General features: G+C 62.8%; 22 protein-coding genes. All 22 read right to left on the bottom strand.

From position 1 onward, the window contains the following. On the bottom strand, positions 1-247 hold a 247-nt coding region (locus QN206_08790; GenBank protein ID MDR7614903.1), incomplete at its 3' end, for a hypothetical protein. Continuing rightward, positions 240-977, bottom strand: a complete 738-nt coding sequence (cas6, locus tag QN206_08785; protein MDR7614902.1) for a CRISPR-associated endoribonuclease Cas6 — start codon at positions 975-977, stop codon at positions 240-242. The genes cas6 (QN206_08785) and QN206_08790, both read right to left, overlap by 8 nt. Before the next feature lie 3 nt (positions 978-980). Continuing rightward, positions 981-2,486, bottom strand: a complete 1,506-nt coding sequence (locus QN206_08780; protein MDR7614901.1) for a hypothetical protein — start codon at positions 2,484-2,486, stop codon at positions 981-983. Between the two features lie 9 nt (positions 2,487-2,495). Then, positions 2,496-3,992, bottom strand: a complete 1,497-nt coding sequence (csx2, locus tag QN206_08775) for a TIGR02221 family CRISPR-associated protein (GenBank protein MDR7614900.1) — start codon at positions 3,990-3,992, stop codon at positions 2,496-2,498. After that, positions 3,989-4,477 (bottom strand): hypothetical protein, encoded by a 489-nt coding sequence (locus QN206_08770; protein ID MDR7614899.1) that lies wholly within the window; start codon positions 4,475-4,477, stop codon positions 3,989-3,991. Before QN206_08770 ends, csx2 begins: the two co-directional genes overlap by 4 nt. A 33-nt stretch (positions 4,478-4,510) precedes the next feature. Further along, entirely contained in the window at positions 4,511-4,987 is a 477-nt protein-coding gene (locus QN206_08765; GenBank protein ID MDR7614898.1) for a CRISPR-associated protein Csx14, read from the bottom strand. Positions 4,988-5,296: 309 nt separating this feature from the next. Continuing rightward, positions 5,297-6,310 carry an RAMP superfamily CRISPR-associated protein gene (locus tag QN206_08760; protein MDR7614897.1) on the bottom strand — a complete coding sequence of 338 codons (1,014 nt, stop codon included), beginning with the start codon at positions 6,308-6,310 and terminating at the stop codon, positions 5,297-5,299. Beyond that, entirely contained in the window at positions 6,288-6,749 is a 462-nt protein-coding gene (locus QN206_08755) for a hypothetical protein (protein ID MDR7614896.1), read from the bottom strand. The genes QN206_08760 and QN206_08755 overlap by 23 nt, the downstream gene beginning before the upstream one ends. Continuing rightward, positions 6,746-7,630, bottom strand: a complete 885-nt coding sequence (locus tag QN206_08750) for an RAMP superfamily CRISPR-associated protein (protein MDR7614895.1) — start codon at positions 7,628-7,630, stop codon at positions 6,746-6,748. Before QN206_08750 ends, QN206_08755 begins: the two co-directional genes overlap by 4 nt. Then, a complete protein-coding gene (gene csx7, locus QN206_08745; GenBank protein ID MDR7614894.1) occupies positions 7,623-8,456 on the bottom strand; it encodes a CRISPR-associated RAMP protein Csx7 in 834 nt (277 codons plus the stop codon). The genes QN206_08750 and csx7 overlap by 8 nt, the downstream gene beginning before the upstream one ends. Positions 8,457-8,459: 3 nt before the next feature. After that, the gene (locus QN206_08740; protein ID MDR7614893.1) at positions 8,460-9,296 is read right to left on the bottom strand and encodes a DUF86 domain-containing protein; all 837 of its coding nucleotides are present in this window, start codon (positions 9,294-9,296) and stop codon (positions 8,460-8,462) included. A gap of 5 nt (positions 9,297-9,301) precedes the next feature. After that, positions 9,302-9,679 (bottom strand): hypothetical protein, encoded by a 378-nt coding sequence (locus QN206_08735; protein MDR7614892.1) that lies wholly within the window; start codon positions 9,677-9,679, stop codon positions 9,302-9,304. Next, a complete protein-coding gene (gene csx10 / locus QN206_08730; GenBank protein MDR7614891.1) occupies positions 9,676-10,878 on the bottom strand; it encodes a CRISPR-associated RAMP protein Csx10 in 1,203 nt (400 codons plus the stop codon). The genes QN206_08735 and csx10 overlap by 4 nt, the downstream gene beginning before the upstream one ends. Further along, the gene (locus QN206_08725) at positions 10,875-11,522 is read right to left on the bottom strand and encodes an RAMP superfamily CRISPR-associated protein (protein MDR7614890.1); all 648 of its coding nucleotides are present in this window, start codon (positions 11,520-11,522) and stop codon (positions 10,875-10,877) included. Before QN206_08725 ends, csx10 begins: the two co-directional genes overlap by 4 nt. After that, positions 11,506-13,761 (bottom strand): HD domain-containing protein, encoded by a 2,256-nt coding sequence (locus QN206_08720; protein MDR7614889.1) that lies wholly within the window; start codon positions 13,759-13,761, stop codon positions 11,506-11,508. Before QN206_08720 ends, QN206_08725 begins: the two co-directional genes overlap by 17 nt. 18 nt (positions 13,762-13,779) lie before the next feature. Continuing rightward, positions 13,780-14,541, bottom strand: a complete 762-nt coding sequence (cas6, locus tag QN206_08715) for a CRISPR-associated endoribonuclease Cas6 (GenBank protein MDR7614888.1) — start codon at positions 14,539-14,541, stop codon at positions 13,780-13,782. 389 nt (positions 14,542-14,930) lie between these two features. After that, positions 14,931-15,377, bottom strand: a complete 447-nt coding sequence (locus QN206_08710; GenBank protein ID MDR7614887.1) for a hypothetical protein — start codon at positions 15,375-15,377, stop codon at positions 14,931-14,933. A 4-nt stretch (positions 15,378-15,381) separates the two neighbouring features. Beyond that, a complete protein-coding gene (locus QN206_08705) occupies positions 15,382-15,522 on the bottom strand; it encodes a hypothetical protein (protein MDR7614886.1) in 141 nt (46 codons plus the stop codon). Continuing rightward, entirely contained in the window at positions 15,519-16,130 is a 612-nt protein-coding gene (gene lexA, locus QN206_08700; GenBank protein ID MDR7614885.1) for a transcriptional repressor LexA, read from the bottom strand. The genes QN206_08705 and lexA overlap by 4 nt, the downstream gene beginning before the upstream one ends. Before the next feature lie 104 nt (positions 16,131-16,234). Then, positions 16,235-17,176 (bottom strand): threonine/serine dehydratase, encoded by a 942-nt coding sequence (locus tag QN206_08695; protein MDR7614884.1) that lies wholly within the window; start codon positions 17,174-17,176, stop codon positions 16,235-16,237. 4 nt (positions 17,177-17,180) lie between these two features. Continuing rightward, positions 17,181-17,627, bottom strand: coding sequence for a hypothetical protein (locus QN206_08690; GenBank protein MDR7614883.1), 447 nt, complete (start codon positions 17,625-17,627; stop codon positions 17,181-17,183). Between the two features lie 55 nt (positions 17,628-17,682). Next, a complete protein-coding gene (locus QN206_08685; protein ID MDR7614882.1) occupies positions 17,683-18,648 on the bottom strand; it encodes a DUF72 domain-containing protein in 966 nt (321 codons plus the stop codon). Positions 18,649-18,653: the final 5 nt, after the last annotated feature.

The following is an 18,653-nucleotide window of genomic DNA, read 5'->3' as shown; positions in this document are numbered from 1 at the left end:
TTTGATTTGATTGAAGAAAGTTTCTGTAAAGATTGTTTTTGCCAACGATTGATGAGATCTTATTCTGTCCGAAATAACGCTCTTCCGAGTTAAGCTTTGAAAAGAAGGGCAATGGCAAGCTTACAGATCCATCTTCTCTAAGCCAAGGTTTAACATCGAATTTCTCAACATGTTCAGCCGATTGGAGCAACCCAATCACGCCTGCGTTATAGAGCCAGTTGGAAGGGTATAGCGTAAGGCTACTCATGGGTTTGTTCCTCCGTAGGTTTATGGCTTTTTGTCTGTACCAGCTCCAGCATGCCGAAGCCCTGGCTGCGGCGGACGCCCAGGCCGACCTGGTAAATGAGGTTGAGCACCTCGGGCTGACCGCGCAATTCAAAAATACCCACAAACCCCTGCATGTGCATATTGTAATGGCGCACGACCTTGCGGCGGATCGCAATCGGATGAAATTCCACCCTGGCGTCGGACATCCCCAGAAAAACCCGACAGAGCTCCCTTACGGAGAAGTTTAGACCTTCCTCAAACCCTTCCTCGCCTGGTAGCAGGTACCAGTTCGGATTCCCCTTTGTGTTCACGAGCACCGGCGCCTGGGTTTTGAACTGCACTCGGTCTTTCACAATGGTAATTTGAGGCCTCAAAAATACATTGTAAAGCCGGATCTTGTTTTCAAAGATGGGATACTCACGAATTTGTAGGACTCCATTATAGACAGAAGCCATAACCTCAGGGGAAAATGTAGAGAAAGAGAGTATTGCTTTGGAGCCAACATGAAAATTCTCTCTTTCATTTCCAGTCAACTCCGGGAAGAATAGGGAAAAAGTGAAGGGTTTGAGCGTATGCAAGCGTAAATAGTAGCGCTCAAAGCACGTGGGATTTGCCTGCTTGATTGCTTCCTTAAGAAGTGAGGCAAATCCACGCCGGTACTCTACCGGTAGCTTCGGGTTGTCTAAGCTGTACACTACCTGCAAGCGCATGGTTCATCCCGTCATCGTGTAAGAGGGTTGTGCTTCTTGGGCATCCCTCCCTCCCCGCAAATACGCATTCATCGCATAGATGGAGAGCAGCGTCTTCACCCGCACCCACGGAGCACCCGCGATGCGTTCGCCCTTCTCGATGCGCAGGAGCGCCTCAGGAATGGTAACCTCAATCCGAAACTGGGCATCGTTCAAGACCCGGTAGAAATCCTCCGGGTTTTTCGCGTTGCGCAGGGCGTAGAGAAGCCCCATCTCGTTGTGTTTTTGGGCAGTTGAGCCCAAAGAGTGGCCGAACCCTGCCAGGGTTCGCAGAAATTGCTCGTCCATGGCGAAGACCTCCTTTAGGTATCGATTGAGCACTTCCAGGGTACCCGGCACGAGAGGACGCGGATGGTCTTCCCGCGCCCGGGCTTCAAAGAGAAACTGCTCCACAAAGGGTGTGGGATCACCAAACTCCAAAATAGCCCAGGCAATGCGCTCGCGCCAAATGGACTCTCGCTCCCGTCCCTGTTGCACCCAGAACTGGCTCCAGATCTGCACCAAGCGTTGGTGTGGGTTTGGGTCAATCCCGCGCTGGCCAATCACCTCCAGCCAGCCTTCGTAGAGCCGGTAGAGGCGCTGGAGCCGGGAAAACTCCCGCAGCGCCTTCATCTGAAACGCTTGCCCAGGCGTGCCCGTGACGGCGTAGAGCGTGATGGGTGCAGGCGGCACCGCCTCCGTTGCCCCAAGGAGCGACGCCAAAAGCTCGCGGGCATCATCTGGGAGCACGTCCGACTGGCGCACATGCTGGAAGAGATGGAGAAGCAACCCAAGCGTGGTTTCGTTCACGTACGGACCCGAAAACGCCACCGGCGCCGTGCCCCCTTTCTCCCCCTTCACGCGCAAAGGTTCGAGCACTTCTCGGTGCAGGCGCCGCATCTCGCGTAGCTCGGAGTGGAAGATGAAAAAGTGCAGCGCATCGCGCCCCTGCGCCTTCCAGAGCCAGCCGAGGTATCCAGCAAGCCCCGCCAGGGCACAACGGGCGCAGAGCCGAAGCCCCCGCTTGGTACCCGGATAGAAGGTGCCGAACTTACTCGGGTCCACCACGAAGGGGTACATCCACATGGTGGCATCCGTCAGCGGTGCCCGCTCCCCGCAGAGGTCGCACGTGTCGGGTTTTTTGCCGAGCTTGAGCGACAGCTCAAAGCGGGGTGGGTGCAGGAAGTAGTCTTTGCCGTCCACTTTGACCTTCGGCGCCTGCCCGGAGACCTTGATGAAGAGGTTTGTCGGATAGACCCAGTTGACCTTGTCATATTCCCGAATTTGTCCAAGGGCTTGGTCGAAGTACTCGCCCTTGTTGCCGCTGGACTGAAGAAGCTGGCTCTGAAGCCAATCGAGCACCTGCTGTACCGGATGCTCCCTCTCTCCGAACTGCTCCAGGAGCACCACCAGCCCTGTATCCACCCAGAAGTTGCTGGTGGGGCGGTCTGCCGAAAGGCGGATGGTTGGGACGGTGCCAGCCTGACCCATAGGCTCTCTTCACCGGGGAGTGTGATCGAAAATACAGACCTCGCCCGTCACTGGCGAAGCATATAGGAGCCGGCGCGCCTTGCCGTGGAGGGCGTGGGCAACGGCCAGGTACAGCCAGATCGGGGCCTGCCCGGTGAGGACGACCTCATTGCCCTCGCCGGCAAGCGCCCGGGCGCGGTCCAGGTAGACCGGCAGCTCGTCCAATCGGGCGCGTTCGCCGTAGAGCTGGCTCAAGTCTAGCACACGACGACCGCCACGCAGGGAGTGTGCCCCCGCATGCTCCAAAAGTGCCCGAAGGCGCTCGGGGATTTCCTTTGCACGGCTGGAGATACTCTCAATCCCGGCGGCTTTCGTCCGCATTCCACAATGTGCTAGGTCATTGCGCAAATCCCCCAACCAGTCCCAAAGCTCGGCACAGCGGTCTGCCAAAGGGAGGGCATTCCACCACGGTGGGAGCTCTTCCTGCTTACCCTGGGAGCGACGGGCTGCGGCATTGAGAGTTGCTTCCAACTTATTTTCCCGGAAGTGTGCATCGCGCCAGTCTCCCTCTTTGCAGTGGAGTGCGACCCAGTTGACCACCCACTCGCGAGCAAGAGCAACGGCCTGCACGATGAGCCCTTTCTGCAGGTAGTACTCCACCAGCCGGAGCTGTTTTTCCAGGCTCTGCTGGCTGAGCTCGTCCGATGTCCCAAAGGCAAATCGTTCAAGCTCGTGTCGGATCTGGTCTGCAATGAGTGCAAAAGGCTTTGCCCACTGTTGGAATTCCTCCCGCGCATCGCTCAGCAGCGATACCAGCTCTGCAGACAGGGGCATGACCTCCCGGGGACGGCTCAAGTGGAGAGCCTTCGAAAGGCTCTGCAACTTCTGTCCCAGGAGCTTGAGCTTGGTGGGTTTCTGTGAGGTTTCCGCCCCCTTTGTCCAGAGTCGCTGATGGGTCTGGATCATTTTTTCAGCGATAAGCCCGGCATCGCCCCGTTTGAGGAGGGCTTCCGCACCGCTGGTCCAGTCCAGAAGCTCCAGCAGGGGCGCAAGGTCGAAGACGGGCACGCGGTCCTCCGGTTGGGGCGGCATGCGGAAAGGCTCTCGAGCCTCAAAAGCGCCATAGAGGATGTGCTCGATGGTCACATTTTTCGTCCGCCGCAGGTAGGCAGCTACGTTGAAAACAATAAGCGGGATGGACCGGAAGGCATGGGTGATGTCCAGGATGACGGTCTCCCCGTCCTTCACAGCGTTTGCAACCTGGCCGAAGATTTCCCACAGTTCGTCCTGCGAGCGTCCTTCGGGGATGGATACGGGTTGGAGCTTCTCTCGAAGCCGGGATTGCAAATCCCGGAAGTTCTCGTGTTGCCGTGCCTGAGATGTCAGGAAGACAACCACCTTTTCGGGGGCAAAGAGCGCGTCAGCCGCCAAGGGAAAAAGATGCGTGGGCTGTGCTGCCTTACCCTCCCACGTGTAGGTAACAGTTTCGTACCGTCCGGTGCCGAGGAAGGTAAGCAGGGTGGTCATCGCACCTCCTTTTCAATCCAACGCTCGACTTCCTGGCGGGCACGCTCGAGCTGCCCCGGGGTTTGCGCCGTGGTCGTGAGCTGAAAGCCGATGCCTAGGACCCTCCGCCCCGGCAAAAAGACAACGAGCACGTTTGGCGGTTCTGCCTTGACCTTGGGCTGTCCTTCCCGCCAGCCGATGTCTTCGATGCGCTCGACGAAGAGGAAACGGCTGGCTAGACGATCTGCCCACTTTTTGGTTTCCTCGGCTTCCTTAGGCTCCTTCCGATTCAGTCTCACATCACAGTCACCGTCGCGGGGCTCCGGAAGGGCCTCCACGCTTTCGAGCACCTGCAAGACCATCCGCCCCAGAGCAGTTGGTCCACCAGCCACGAGCAGTCCGTTTTGCTCAAGAAGCCCTCGAACCTCGGCGCGCACCGAGCTGCCTTTGAGACCAGCAACGATTTCTCCCAAGAGCGGAAATAGCCCAATGAAGGGCAGATTCACCAGCTTGATCTGTTCGACCGGCGGATGGAGCGCTCAATTCTGCTCCTCTCGGCTCTTGTTTCTGAGCTTGAGGATGTGCCCTTCCTCTTCGAGTTCTGGATCATCCACCAGCACATGGAACAGGCGCTGAGCGCCGTAGAACTGCACCGCCAGTGCCAGGAGCGCCGCCATCGCCTTGCGCCCGCCGGCGATGCAGGCGTAGACTTCCCAGCCCTTCTTGCGGTAGTCCCTCAGGGCGCCGCAGGCATGATTCATGAACTCCAGGGCGGCGGCGTCAGAGTCCACATCGTAGAAGGTCCCCAGAACACGGGCATCCAGAAGCGTCACTTTGGGCTGGTAGTAACTCGGCAGATGCTCGGATAAAAGTTCAAGAGCGCTCTTTGCGCCGGTATCTTTGGTAGTCAGCACGACCACGGAATCAACGAAAATGCCCTCCGCCCGCAGGCGGTCAACGGCTTCCGTGACGACGGCCGGGGCTTCCCCCAGCGTGGCGAGGAGGACTTTCTTCATGGCGACCTCCGCTTGCCGCAAACCATACCAGAAAGCGGCTGGTATACCCGAATACTTCCGTCAAATCTTCTCTCGACAGCGGGGACAGGCGTGAGCGCCATTCCTGTATGGCAGCAGCGATAATTCTCGCTGCCCGCTGAGGGTCAGGACGAAGCGCCGGAGAACTCGCCATCGAACGGGCGAGCTGAATTGCCTTGTCCAACCCTCGGCGCGCGGCATACTGCGTCCACCGTTCCCACTCGGTCCGCCGCAGACCGCCCAATCGTTCGGCAAGCTGACGCGCTAGCTCGACCTTCTCGTCTGTCGTCATCAGTACACCTCCCGGGGGCACCGTTCATCTTTCGGCTCAAAACCTGCTTTCAGCGCGCTCCAGGATGGCTTATGCAGAAGTCCGCTGTCTTGACACGCCTGTAGGTACCGGGCAAGGAGCGAAAGCACTTCCCGTCCCTGCACCTCTTGCGGACGAAGCAAGTCCTTCACGCTTGCGCTCGTTGCTTTCCCCTTGTCTCTGCTCCAGAGCCGCAACCGCACAGGGCGAAACGCCACCGAGCCGAAGCACCGAGGCTTGGCCCCACCCAGCTTGGGGGCAAAGGCAATCTGTACGGACCCCTCTGCTAGCTCCCATCCGAGCGCATACAGGAGTAATCCCAACTCCGCTTCGCTTAGGTTCTCAAACAGGAGAGCACCGCGAAACTTCGCTTCTCTCCGCACCGCTTCTACGAAGCGAAAGCCCTGCTGAGGAGCAGGATTCCCCACAGGCTGAAATGTCTTGCGCGCATAGAAGCGGCGCTTGGATGGGTCAAAGCGCTTGGGCTCCCAGAGCTCGCCGATTTTCACCACCTCAGGCTGCGCTTCTCCCTGCAGCAGGAAATCGGTGAAATGCACCCGACCCCGATAACCGGTCGTCCCAAACAAGCGGCACGCCGGACAGAGTGGGCTTTTCTCGTCACGAAACCGGCAGGGCTGATGATGGCTGGAACGCACGTTTTCCCTACGATGCCGTTGCGACACACACGAATTCGAGATCGCCTCCACAATGGCCCGGATGGCACCCTTGAGGCTTGTGCCCGGTACGCAGAGCTGATCGTTCCGACGGTAGAAGGTGTACCACACATCGGGGCGCCGATTCCCGTGATTTGGGTCGAATTCGTACGCCCCGGAGCCCACGAAGAGATACGCCGACTCCACCGTAAAGGAAAGCTCCAGCCGTCCGGTAAGCCCCGCAAACTTCTCATGTGTCACCACCGAACGACGCTCCGGCGCTTCCGAGGGAATGTCCACCAGCACGAAGGGCTTGGGCTCAGCGTTCGGATTCCTGGGCATCGCTCTCTACCTCCCGTGGACTGACAAAGGTTGCGACCTTGTCTCGATAGAAAACCTGGCACTTGAGGCGGGCTTCCGGGGCGTTCACCACAGGGTAGAACGCAAACTGCGGGGCAAACCGCCTGTCTTCCAGGTTGAGCAGTCGGGTTGTGCACTCCGAGATTTCCCAATTGCCCTCGACCAGCCTGAGGGCATCGGGCAGGTCGTTGCGCCCGCTGTCGCTCAGCACCCAGACCCGATAGCGCCCCTCGGCTGCCTTCTCCCAGCGAATCTCCGCTTCGTGGTTGAAGGCACAGCCGGCATCCCGGAGTTCCAAGACATTCGGGAAATCGAGCCGTGCAAGCCCCCAGCTCAGGAGCACCCGTCCGGGGATGCTTTCGATGAGCTGCCGAAGCTCTTCCGCACCGAGCACGCCCGAATAGACCCAGCCCTGCTTCATGCCGCCTCCAAGGTCTGTGCGATGGATGCGATCGCCTTCTCGGCGATCTGCTTCCAGGCTTCCTGGGTGTAGGTGCGCCGGAGGAAGACTGCAAGATCCGCCTCGGTCCCCTCGGGAAGCTCTTCCAGCCGGTCATTGGGTTGAAGCCCGTAGCGACTGCGCTCCGACTCCTCCACAAACGCGCCCACGCCCCAGAGCGCATTTCGGGGAAGATCAGGGTGTTTTGCCATCTCCACGATGGCTTGCTCCACGGTCATGGAAACCTCGCCGAAGCCCCGGTTCTTGCCGAAGCCCAGTTTCACAAGCCCGTCGTTGATCGCCTGAAGCGTCAGCGCCAGGAGCCCCACCTGCCAGACCTCAAAGTTCTCCAGCACAAGCGAGGTGAGGAACCGTCCCTGTACGAGCACCTCTGTCTCGTAAAGCGCTCCAGGAACGACCGCATTGGTCAGCCGCGAGATCGCCACGCCGTAGCGGGTTTCGGTCTTGACCGCACCCTCGGGGAAAGCATCTGTGAAGGAGAGCCGCCCCCGCAGGCGGGTGTTGCCGTAAATCTTGCAGGCGCGGCAGGACTGCTGATAAATCCGTGCGGGATCCTCTTCGCCTCCCAGCCGGCGACCGCAGTAGTCTGGACTGGAAGGGAATGGCTCGCAGGCACCATTGGCCTTCACCGTGCGCAGCACCTTCTCTGTAAAGCTCCGAAACGTCCCTTTGAGCGAAGAGCCGGGGATGAAGACGGTCTCGCCCTCGGGCGTCATCGTGCGCACGAACTGCATATCAGGGAGCGAAGGATTGGGCGAAGCCAGTCCCGACTTGATGAGAAGCGGAGCGCGAGGCTCGATCCGAAGATCCAGCTTCAGCGCATTCCAGCGGCGCTTATGCATGGCTCCCTCCTTCCTTCAGGGCTGCTACAAGTCCCTGCAGAAGCTCCGAATGCGAAACGGCAGGAGGCTGACCGGCGCCCGTCAGGTAGTCCAACAGGTTCTCTCTGCCGATTTTCCGAATGGTGAGTTCTACCAGTTCGCCCCAGCCGGGACCGCGGGTAGTCTTGCCGCCCACAGGCAGTTCGCCCTTCCGCATGGCTTCCAGCGCCAGGAGCAACAGCCCCACTTCCCATTCCTCGGCGTTTTCCACCACGATGGTGATGCCGAACTCCGCTCCTGCGGGCACAGTCTCAAAGTCGTATTTGATCTTTGGCTTGGCAGAGCCCAGGTCGCGGTCAATGCCTACACCGTCGCGGACTTCTGTGAGTCGAATCAGACTGTCTCGGTTCGTCAACATGGCATCCTGAAACGAGATCCGCGACGCCAGCCAGGGGGAGCCGAAGAGCCGGCAGGCGGTGCAGGAGTGCTGCCAGAGGAGTTCGGTAAAACGCGCATCATCTTCCTGAGCCTCCTCCCAGAGCGTCTTCTTGCGCTCTCCCGAAACACAGCGCTGTGCGTCATCCAGGGGATCGCACGCCCAGAGCCGTTCCCCGCGATGGGTCTGCTTGAGCTCGTCCATCGTTCGCAAAAGCCGCTCCACATATGCCCGCACCACGCCTTTGAGCGAGGAGCCCGGGATGAAGGGAATGCCCTCCGGGGTCTTGATGACAGGAAGATCAGAGCCTGTGGGCATGAGCGACGCGCGGGCGCCCACGGAGAGGGCGGTCTTCATCCGCAGGGTCGCCGTGATGAGCCAGCGGTTCTCGAAATGCCAGAACGAGTGCATGGGCTATCCCTCCCTCTGCTTTTCCAGCCACACGGCAATTTCTCGGGCAAACAGAGAGTACCGTTCCGGGGCCTGCTGGAGGGCTTCGAGCACATGCCGGAGGTCAATCTGCACGTATTCGTGCACGAGCACGTTCCGAAACCCTCCCGCTCCGCGCAGGGAAGCGTACAGGGATTGGGAGATCACACCCACCGAGCACGGCTCTCGCAAAAGCGCCTCGTACGTTTCCGGCTTCCTTCGGAAGTGCTCGGCGAGAATGTGGTCGGCAAGCTGGAAAATCAGCGTCAATCCCGCCAGGAGCCCTCGCTCCACTGTCCAGCGGAGGCTCAGATTGGTCTCTAGCTCCAGCAGGGTTACGGTTCGATATTTCGCCAGCTCCGCACTGACCTTCTGGAGCTGCTCCAGCGCTGCGGCGATGAAGGCGCGGTTCAGTCCCATGGCGTCCTCTTTTTTCCGAAGCGTCCGGAGACCTTCCTCCCGGAGAAGTGCTCGCGTAGCGGCTTCCCAGCGCATCCGTTCGCCCGACTCTCGCTCGTAGAGGCAGATTCCCGTGCGCATGATCTCCTCCCGCAGCCAGAGAGGCGCTTGGGGAAGCTCCACCAGGTCCAATCGGTCGGTGCCGAGCGCTTCGGAAAGCTCCGCATAGAACGGCTGGAAGCGGAAGTCCGGGGCGGGCAAGAGCGCCAAGTCCACATCTTCTGCCTCCTCCGGCATACGGGCTGCCGAGCCGAACAGGTAGACAAGCCGCACCGGGTGACGAGCGAAGAGGGCATCGAGCCCCGAAAGCCGGAAACCCCTTCTCAAGGATGGCAGATGCGCGTATTTCTCTCGCACTCCCATGTTGCTCAGCCCTTCCGCTCCGCTACGAACTTCCGCACCAGAAAGCCCAGATAGAGGCGGATGAGCTCCATCCACACCCGGCGCAGCAAAGCAGAGTCCTTTTGGGCAATTTGCTCTGCCATCTGACTTAGCTCTCGCATATCCTCCAGAATCTGGCGCCCCACCTCAGCGGGGATCTTTTTGCGTCCCATCTGGTAGCCGATGAAGTTTTCCAGCGCCAACACGGAATCGGTTGCCGAGGCCAGGTTCTGAAGGTTGCGCAGCTGCGATTCCTCAAGGTCTAAGCTCGCCGCACGCGTTCCTGTAACACAGGACTCTGCCTTCCGCACGATGTCGTCGAGGCTGTGCTCAATCTGCTGTAAAACCTTTGCTTCGGCGCTCATACCGGCATCACCTCCTTATGGAACGGATGGCAGACGAGGATTTCGCCCAAGCCTTCGTCGGTGCGGATGCCCACACCGCGGGCTTCAAGGTCTTCGAGAAACGGAACAAGAGCATCCGGGGAGGCCTCCACGCGGAACACATACACGCTCCCCATCGCTGCACCCAGGTGAGTCGGTTTCGGAAGCCCCCACGCCGGCGAAAATCCCCCCACAAAGACGGGCTGCGTTGCCCAGAACACAGGCTCCAGTAGCTGTCCGTTGAACTCCAGATGAAGCCGGAGCGTGGGCAGTCCCTGCGGATCACGGAGAACGGCGGGCGCCAGCAGGTCCACGCTGAAGTAGGTTCCGGACGGCGCATCCGGAACGGAGCTGCCCACCTGCCGGGCGAGCGCCGCTAGGTCGCGCCACACCTCCCGGAGCTTCTCGTTGAAGGTTCGGAGGCGCTCCGCAATGGGATCCAGGCGAGGTTCGGTCTCTTTCAGGCGTGCCGTGCCAAAACCCCGGGTGGTCAGGGCGCCGATGCCCACGTGCTCCACCGCCTTCTGAAGCTCTCCCAGAACCGCGTTGTCCCCGGTCCAGAGCCGCCCGACGAAGCAGTGTGTCGGGCGCACACCGATCACCCGGTAGAGCATCCCTTCCTGGGCGGCGCGGCGGTGGCGGCTGAGCGCCACCTTCGTCTGAAGTGCCTTGTCAACTTTCACGATCCTCCAGCCTTCGGGAAGAGCCGCATAAAACCCGCTCCCACTCACTCGCTCCATGCGACCGCCGCATCGCTGCCCAGCAGCTTCATGAGTGCAACGCAGGAGCATAGGCACAGGGAAGCGGGCTCCCTGCCGCTCCAGTTCTGAATACGCCAGCGCAATCAGAAGGCTATCCCGGATGCCGTGCCCGGGTTTTTCCTGCGTTCCCTTGGGGATACGCCGGAAGCCCCCGTGAAGCTTGCACTCCAGCGCCGTCATGGGGAAGGGCAACACCCACACGGACTCCGAGACGCTGGGGAAGAAATTCCCAAAGCGCACCTTCTGCACCGTCGGGACGATCTGGCTTTCTTTGCCCTGGAGTCTGAGCCACTCGGCCAAGGCGCCCCGTAGGACGCTGCCGGGCAGGTAGTCCCGTGTGTCCAGATAGTCCCCTCGGGTCTTGAGGGTGCCTGTGCGTAGAGGCTTTTCCGGTGTGAGGCAGAAAAAGTATTCCATCATGCTCGGCTCTCCGTCTGGGATACGAGGGCTTTGCTCTGCGCAACAAGGTCCTCATCGGAAAGCTCCTTACCGTCCACGCTCGCCGTAAACGCCTTAAGCTTCAGCCAGCCCAGCCCTCGGGAGCGCGCCGCACCGATGGCAAAGCCAGCTCTTGCCGCTACATACAAGAGGGCAGCCGCCTGTTGGGCTTCTGCTCGCGAACCGAACCAGCCCTCGATGTGTGCCGTAAGCTCCTTCTGCCAGGCGACCTCGGTGGAGAAGAGCCGCTCTTCATAGGCCGTCTTGCGGTGTCGGCTGAGCGAGACGTTCATGCGCACGTCTGTTCTGCTCTCCGCAAGTACTGCATCCGAAAAGCGCAAGGTAGAGCGCCTGCGGGGCGCCCCAAAAAGCTCGCAGACCAAGCACAACCCACACATTGCTCCGGGACGGGAGCCATCGCACGCCGGTTGCCCCAATCCCCGAAGCAGCCGCTCAGCGCTCTCCCGCAGCCAGCCCTTGAGTGTGGTGGCTGGCAGAACTGGGTGCCCAGGGTCCTTCCAGCTCCGGACCAGGGCTTTATCGGTCCAGAGCTGCGCCTGCTCCCCAGTCACGTGGATGCCAGAGTGCAGGCGGAACGTGAGCCTGACTTCAAGCCGTGCGCTCATGGGCAACCTCCGGGATGGGATACCCGTGGGCGTCCAGTTCAATGAGTTCGAGCGCATCCAGAAGAGAGGTGCGCCACTCAGCGTTCTGCTCCTGGCGCCAGAACCACATTCCCTGCGCGTTGGGGCTGCTGTTCAGAAGGGTGCCCAGCTGCTGGAAGGCGTGCTGCAGCTGCTGCCGGACCGACTCCCGGTCTCGCGCCGCCTGGTAGAGGGCGTAGTAGAGGGCGTAGTTGAGCGACACATGAACCCCCTTCTCGAGCGCTTCCGCCAGCGTGCGCCGTTGGGCAGCAGGGACATCTGCCAGCTGCTGGGCGATCTGGGTCAAACGCCGGGCCTGCTCCAGCGTGTAGGGGCGCGCAGTGAGCCATCTCTGTCTCTGCTCCTCGGGGCGTTTGTAAAGCGCTTCGAGCATGTCCTTTGCGCTTTCGGAAAGAACTGGCGCCCGTAGCCAGAGATGGCAGAGCGTGCTTGTCCGGGTTTCCCGCGCCAGTCGCTTGGCCTCTTTGAGCAGCCCTTCGGCGAGCCCGAAGAGGAAGCTCACCGGGTATTTCACATCGGCGATGGCCAGTCCAGCAGAAAGGCTCAGCACCACCGGTCGGCGCAGGGCATCCTTGAGCCGTTCCCTGACCTCACCTTCCAGCTCCTGAATGCCAGGATGACGCGCAAACTCATGGAGCACATGGAGCGCCAGCGCCCAGCCATAGCGCGCAGGCACGATGACCACGATGTCATCCCCGCCCAGGGCGATGATCTCAAAGGGCAAGGGCTTGTTTGAGTCCGCCAGCTGCTTCTCGCCGAATACAGACACAATCGCCGAGAAGAGCGCATCCTGAGTGGCGCGCTCCAGCACCCGGGAGAAGTGCCGGTACGAAGCGGGCGAGGGCATCAGTTGCAGCAGATCGCCCATGTTGTTGCCATCGGCGTAGAGCAGAGCGATCCGCCCATCTGAGCCAGCCAGGGTGTCCAGATCCGCCGGGGATTTTCCAGAAACGCTGATCCCGCGCTCTTGAGCCCAATCGACGAACTCCCTACGAGACCGCCAGCGCTCCTGCCTGCCTTTTGCTCGCTTCTGCTGGCAGATCACACAAATCCACTCATCCCGAACTTCGTCGTGTGTTTCTGCCGCCCGCTTGCCGCAGGATTCGCACCGCCGATGGACGGACAGGGTCTCTAGAAACGGAGCCGTGAGCTTTGCCCGCTTCTCTTGCTGGAGCCTGCCTGTGAGCCCGGAGACTAGTTCGCCGAAGTTCTTGCGCTTGGTGCGGTCCTTGAGCAGCGCCTCGAAGTGGCTGAAGAGCAGGTCGGCAGCAACGCCGCTTCCGGGAAGTGCTTGCACTTGGGCGTTGTCGTAGGGTGCAAGCCCCCGCCCGATGTCGGCATACCCGATGGGGTCGGAGGAGACCACCGTGATGGTGGCAATGGTGGTTTTCTCCCGATAGAGCCGCTCGATCTCCCGCTTGAGCTCTTGAGCCTGGCTGGCGGGCACGACGGCAAGGAATCCCCCTCCACCGCAGTAGATGAGGGCTTCCTCGCAGAGCCGTTCCGCAAACAGCGTGCGGACTTTCTCCTCCAGTTCCTGGAAGATTTCGCTTGCGCCCCGGATCTCGGGGAGCGCGCTCGTTTCGTACACATAGCCTTTGATGGCGTCGGCATCGCCCAGGAGGAGGCAGACAGGCTTGTCAGGACCGAAGAGTTCTTGCTCCAGCCTGAGCGTTTCTTCCGCAAGCCTCTGGAATTCGCCGGCCGTGCGGGCCCGAGCAAGTTCAGGGCGGTCGCCGGCAGATGCGTAGCTATCAGCCAAGCAGACCAGCTTCTCCAGAACCGTCTGTGGCCCGTCTCGTAGATGGTGGCGTGCAACTGCACCCAGGATGATCTCGAGGAGGTGGTCCTCCACTCCTTTCGCGCCAAGCCACTCCCGGGCGTACTCTACACCCCGCCGGACGTGAAAGCGGTATTCGGTCTCGCCGGTGCGGGCTTTCCCCAGATCGTGTAAGAGACCACAGAGGCAGGCAAGCACACGCAGTTCAGAAGCCGGCAGATCCTCCCTACACACTTCCGCCGGAGCCCTCCCGCGCCGCAGGAGCTCCTCGGCGAAGGCGGCCGCAAATCCGGCCGTGAGCGCTAGGTGGTCGTAGAGGGATACCCAGGGGATGCGGGTGTCTGCAAGGAGGTAGTCCGCACGGAGGAGAAGCTCGGCGAATTCCTCCCGGAACGCCTGGAGCAACTGCTGAGGGTTCATCTTGGACCTCCTGCGAGCTCACGATCGGCGCCTTCGCTCCGCCGGCTCCCACACCTCCACGCACCCAAACCCCTGGCTGTTCTTGGACCCAAGCCCTGCATCCAAAGCCATGCGGAAGTAGGGTTCGGGGGCGGAGAGTTCGTAGACCCCAGTCCAGCCCTTGATCACGGTGCCCTTGTAGAGCACGATGTGCTGGTTCCGGGCATCGACCCGCACGGGCCGGAAGGAGGCGCCGTCTTCGGGGAGGTCCTCCCCGGTCCAAGCGCGCACCTTGCGGCGGAGGTTTGAAAGCACCAGGCGCTCGAACTCGGGCTCCTGGGGCGCGTAGTAGTAGGTCTTCTTGCGGCCGTCGGCGGTCTGGAGGGTGCTGTAGACCACGATGGGCGAGAGAGCCCGCAGCAGCACGGGGCGCCGGTAGGGTTGCTGGAGCTCTACCTCCACGGCCTCCACGGTAAAGCGGGCCGGGCCCAGGCGCAGGTCGGAGTTGGTGACGAGGTGGAAGGCAAAGGACTCCAGGAAGGGAATCATGGGGGAGGCCACCACGAGACGCAGGGAGCCCAGCGGCTCAAGCCAACCTCCCCGCACCCGACACGGCCCCAGCAGGCGCGAGAAGGTGAAGAGCTTCAGGTGACGCTTGCCCTCGGCAATACCCTCCTCGTGCAGGGTCCGGGCCAAGTGCTGGTCGAGGTGGGTGTAGATCAGGGCCTGGACGTACTCGTTGTAGTGTACGGGGAGCCGGGTGCCGGCCACTTCCGGATGGAGACGAATTGCAAGGCGCATCGTACCGCCGTCCTTCTGCCTCCCCCATACGCCGCGGCGCCTCAGGTTCCTGCCCGGCGCACCCCGAACCTGCTTCAGCGGGGCAGGACCCGTGCCCGGGTTTAAGTTCCCGGGATCGGGTTAAGCAAACCCGGTGCCACGTACCCATCAACACCAACCTAGGCGGGGGCCTCCGGCTCAGCATCGGAAGGGGTTCCCAACCACAGTAGGAAACGCTTCCGGGGTTTGCCCCAACAGGCGGCCAGGGTCCCGGAGGACCTGTCCCGCGGGGTGCCGGCTCGAGGAGGCCTAGGGGTAGGCCTGCCCGGTCTCCCAAACGCGGTCGGGAGGCGCCGGGCGTACGGGCGACGCCACAGGGGGTCGACGACGGTGACGGATCGGCTGGTCCCTTACGCGATGGAGGCGCAGGAACCGGTCCAGAGGGGAGAATCCGCGGGGCGGGTGGGCTCTCCCAGGAAGTGGCGGGCGACCCGCTGACTACGGCTCCGCTCTTCCTCGCTCGCAACTCCCACGTCCACCCGGCGGTAGGTGTGCACGAGGGCGCGGATCTGGAGGTAGGTGCCCAGGAACTGAGGGGCGACCTCCTCCGCGTGCGATAGCCACCGCACCACCTCCGGGTGATCCAGGGCCACGCGGATCGTGCGGCCGTAGCGGCGGGCGATCCACAGGGCCCGCAGCACGGCCCGCAGCAGCACCCCGCGCACGTCGTCGCCTTCTACCGCGCGGCCCAGCTGGCGCAGGACGCGGCCCCGGCCCGAGCGGATCACGATGCCGTAGGCGAACCGGCCCTCTCGCTCTGCGGCGCTCACGAGCACATGCACCCGGTATGCCTCCATCTCCTCACAGCCACCTCTCCAGCAGGAGTCCAAGGGCGAACAGCAGGCCGATTAAGCCCACCTTGAACCTCACGCCGCGGCGGTCGTCGCACCACAGGGACCACAGGTCGAGGCCACGCCGGACGCTCCGAACCGGTGCCGTCATGACCGCACCTCCGGGTACCGCCGCAGCAGCCCCACCACCTTGCCCACGATCTGGAAGGCTTCCCGGATGGGAGGGTAGGCGGGGTTCTCCGCGTAGAGGACGAACTGCCCGGCCTCGTTTCCGAGCCGCTTCACCGTGGCCTCTTCTCCCACCAGGGCCACCACGAGGTCTCCGGGGAGGGCAGTCTGCTGACGGCGCACGACCACGAGATCTCCCTCGAAGATCCCGGCCCCGACCATGCTGTCCCCCCGAACCCGGAGGAGGAAGCATCCCTCCTGCCAGCCGAGATGCCTCGGCACGGGGAGGAACTCCTCGACGACCTCCTCCGCCACGGCTCCCCGGCCCGCGGCCACCCGGCCCAGGAGGGGCAGGTGAACCACCTCGCGGACGCCTCCCGGGTGTACGAGTTCCAGGCCTCGCATCCGGCGGGGGATCCTGCGCAGGTAGCCCTTCTCCACCAGGGCCCGGAGGTGGCGCTGGGCCGTGGCGGAGGACCGCAGCCCCAGGTGCTCGGCCACCTCCCGCACAGACGGGACCACTCCCCGCTCCCGGATGCACCTGGTCACGAACTCCAGAACCTCCCGCTGGCGCCGGCTGAGGGTCTTCATAGGCACCTCCTGCCCGAGAGGATAGCGAACATATATTCGCATGTCAAGCCTGAAAATGAGCCGGAGAATCTGGGCGTACGCCGGTACGCGAACAGATGTGTGCCTTAAGGGGTCAGGAGGGAAGAGAGCAGGACAGGCTCTAGGTTCCCGCCGCTCACCACGGCTGCGGAGGGGTTCTGGGGGGCCTCCCGGAGGGCCGCGGCCACGGAGACCGCGCCAGAGGGTTCCGCCACAACCTTTGCTTCCAGCAGCAGCCAGCGCATGGCGGAGAGGATCTCGGGCTCGGTGACCGTGGTAAAGGCGTCCACGAGCCGGGAGGCGATCTCCCACGGGAGCTGCCCGGGCTCCACGGCCCGAAGCCCGTCGGCCACTGTCTCCGCCCGCCCCAGCTGCACCCGTCTTCCGGCCCGCCAGGAGGCAAAAAAGCAGGCTGCCCCTTCGGGCTCCACCCCCACAAGGCGCACCTCGGGGTTCAGGGCCTTTATCGCCACCGCGATCCCGGAGATGAGGCCACCGCCACCGCAGGGCACGTACACCGTCCTGACCTCCGGGCACTGGTCCAGGATCTCCAGCCCGATCGTCCCCTGGCCCGCGATCACCTCGGGATCGTCGAAGGGCGGGACGTAGTGCAGACCCCGTTCCTCCGCGAGCCGCAGGGCGAGACCGATGCGCTCCGCGGTGGTGTGGCCGCACCGGATCACCTCGGCCCCCAAGCGCTCCATCACGTGCAGCTTGGCAGCCACCACGTCTTCGGGGACCACCACCACGCACCGCAACCCCAGCTTCCGGGCCGCATATGCCACCGCCTGCCCGTGGTTTCCGCTGCTGGCGGTAATCACCCCGCCCGCGCACGCTTCTGAGTTCCGGAGGATGTGGTTGAATGCCCCCCGCGGCTTGAAGGACCCCGTGACCTGCAGGGATTCCAGCTTGAGGAAGAGCGGGAACTCCGCGGCCCACGGACGCACAACCGGTGTACGTACCACCCACCCCTCGATCCGGCGGGCCGCGTCCTGGACGTCCGGGAGGCCCGGCAGCGCCCGCTCCACCGCCCTAGATCTGGATGTCGATGATGGCGGAGACGCCTACCCCCACCACCCGCCGGAGGCTCCGCCAGGGCTCCAGGCTATCCACAGGGATGAGGGCCCGGATCTGGAACACCCCCCGGTAGTTGGCGTCCAGGGCGGCCACCGCCTGCACCCGCTGGACCGCGGCGGCCGGCCCCGCCACCTGAGCGGCGCCGATGGCGGCCCGGCCCGGGTTGTTGATGCCGATGGAGACGCTGAGGATGGGGACCACCTTCGTGGTCTGACGCGTGGCGGCGTCCCGGGAGAGCAGGAGGTTGTTGATGAAGTCGTTGATCTGCGGGCCGAACATCCGCACCGCGGCCCCGATCCCGATGACCTTGACGAGGGAGATGATGTCCTGGGCGTAGGCGAGCGTCCCCCCCGCGGCGAGGGCAAGACACAGGACCAGGACGACAGCCGTGCGCTTCCCCATGACGTCCCCTCCGAAGGGTTTCCCTTCCAGTGTACGCGGCCGAGGTGGGACCGGTTCACGGTTCCTGCAAAAGCCCCAGGAGCATCCGGGCGTTCTTGGCGCTGCTGCCCCGCACGTGGTTGTTGAACATGAGAAACAAGCGGTCCACCTCCCGGGCGAGGGATCGAACCTTCCGGGCCCACGGCCACAGCTCCTCCTCGGAGTAGAGATAGTCGTAGACCTCCAGGGTCGTGGCTCCTCGTCGGCTCCAGGCCGCGGCGTTACGGCCGTGGAACCGCACCACGGACCAGTTGGAGGTCACCGCCACCTCCGGCGGCACGGTCCAGGGGAGCTGCGGCTCGTCCGGCACCGTGTAGATAAGGTCCAGAGATCGAAGGGCATCCAGGGTTTTCTCGCGGTTTTGGGGGGCCAGCCAGGAGCGGTGCCGGAACTCCACCGCCACCCGGTACCCCGGCAGCACGGCCCGGATGTGCTCCAGCTCCTGTAGGGCCCTCGCGGAGAAGGTCGTCCATCGAGGGAACTGGAAGAGCACGTATCCGAGCCGACCATCTTCCCGCAGGACCCGCAGGAACTCCAGAAACGCTTCCCAGCACAGGGTCTGGGCTTCCTCCGGAACCTCCTCCCGGCCCACCCGGGGCTTGCGGAGGATCTCTTCGGGGAGAAAGGTCCGGATGTGGGGCGGAAGCCGTCGGGGATCCACGTCGTGGCCGGTCAGGAGCCCGAAGGCCTTCACGTGCAGCAAGAACCCTTCCGGGGTCCACTGGGCGTAGCGGCGGGCGAGGTCCGGGGGGAGCAGGGCGTAGTGGGTGGCGTCCAGTTCCACGGTGGGGAACACGGAGGCGTAGTACCGCAACCGGAGATCCGGCTTGGCACGCACCCTGCGGGGGTAGAAGTCACCTTCCCGCACGAAGTGGGGGTCGGCCCAGGAGCACGTACCCACGTAGACCTCAGCCCGCCCCAACCGGATCGGGCGGGCCGGAGGCCGGTCCTCGAAGAGGGATTCCTGAGTGGACGGGGGCATCGGAT

The sequence above is a fragment of the Armatimonadota bacterium genome, assembly GCA_031460175.1.
GTDB classification, from domain to species: Bacteria; Sysuimicrobiota; Sysuimicrobiia; order Sysuimicrobiales; family Sysuimicrobiaceae; genus Sysuimicrobium; species Sysuimicrobium tengchongense.
This window is presented reverse-complemented; position numbering and strand designations above follow the sequence as displayed.

What these genes read in the sequence shown, in the direction of transcription:
- cas6 (MDR7614902.1), bottom strand. Translation starts at nt 977, where the DNA reads ATGCGCTTGCAGGTAGTGTACAGCTTAGACAACCCGAAGCTACCGGTA.
- QN206_08780 (MDR7614901.1), bottom strand. Translation starts at nt 2,486, where the DNA reads ATGGGTCAGGCTGGCACCGTCCCAACCATCCGCCTTTCGGCAGACCGC.
- csx2 (MDR7614900.1), bottom strand. Translation starts at nt 3,992, where the DNA reads ATGACCACCCTGCTTACCTTCCTCGGCACCGGACGGTACGAAACTGTT.
- QN206_08765 (MDR7614898.1), bottom strand. Translation starts at nt 4,987, where the DNA reads ATGAAGAAAGTCCTCCTCGCCACGCTGGGGGAAGCCCCGGCCGTCGTC.
- QN206_08760 (MDR7614897.1), bottom strand. Translation starts at nt 6,310, where the DNA reads ATGCCCAGGAATCCGAACGCTGAGCCCAAGCCCTTCGTGCTGGTGGAC.
- QN206_08755 (MDR7614896.1), bottom strand. Translation starts at nt 6,749, where the DNA reads ATGAAGCAGGGCTGGGTCTATTCGGGCGTGCTCGGTGCGGAAGAGCTT.
- QN206_08750 (MDR7614895.1), bottom strand. Translation starts at nt 7,630, where the DNA reads ATGCATAAGCGCCGCTGGAATGCGCTGAAGCTGGATCTTCGGATCGAG.
- csx7 (MDR7614894.1), bottom strand. Translation starts at nt 8,456, where the DNA reads ATGCACTCGTTCTGGCATTTCGAGAACCGCTGGCTCATCACGGCGACC.
- QN206_08740 (MDR7614893.1), bottom strand. Translation starts at nt 9,296, where the DNA reads ATGGGAGTGCGAGAGAAATACGCGCATCTGCCATCCTTGAGAAGGGGT.
- QN206_08735 (MDR7614892.1), bottom strand. Translation starts at nt 9,679, where the DNA reads ATGAGCGCCGAAGCAAAGGTTTTACAGCAGATTGAGCACAGCCTCGAC.
- csx10 (MDR7614891.1), bottom strand. Translation starts at nt 10,878, where the DNA reads ATGATGGAATACTTTTTCTGCCTCACACCGGAAAAGCCTCTACGCACA.
- QN206_08725 (MDR7614890.1), bottom strand. Translation starts at nt 11,522, where the DNA reads ATGAGCGCACGGCTTGAAGTCAGGCTCACGTTCCGCCTGCACTCTGGC.
- QN206_08720 (MDR7614889.1), bottom strand. Translation starts at nt 13,761, where the DNA reads ATGAACCCTCAGCAGTTGCTCCAGGCGTTCCGGGAGGAATTCGCCGAG.
- cas6 (MDR7614888.1), bottom strand. Translation starts at nt 14,541, where the DNA reads ATGCGCCTTGCAATTCGTCTCCATCCGGAAGTGGCCGGCACCCGGCTC.
- QN206_08710 (MDR7614887.1), bottom strand. Translation starts at nt 15,377, where the DNA reads ATGGAGGCATACCGGGTGCATGTGCTCGTGAGCGCCGCAGAGCGAGAG.
- QN206_08705 (MDR7614886.1), bottom strand. Translation starts at nt 15,522, where the DNA reads ATGACGGCACCGGTTCGGAGCGTCCGGCGTGGCCTCGACCTGTGGTCC.
- lexA (MDR7614885.1), bottom strand. Translation starts at nt 16,130, where the DNA reads ATGAAGACCCTCAGCCGGCGCCAGCGGGAGGTTCTGGAGTTCGTGACC.
- QN206_08690 (MDR7614883.1), bottom strand. Translation starts at nt 17,627, where the DNA reads ATGGGGAAGCGCACGGCTGTCGTCCTGGTCCTGTGTCTTGCCCTCGCC.
- QN206_08685 (MDR7614882.1), bottom strand. Translation starts at nt 18,648, where the DNA reads ATGCCCCCGTCCACTCAGGAATCCCTCTTCGAGGACCGGCCTCCGGCC.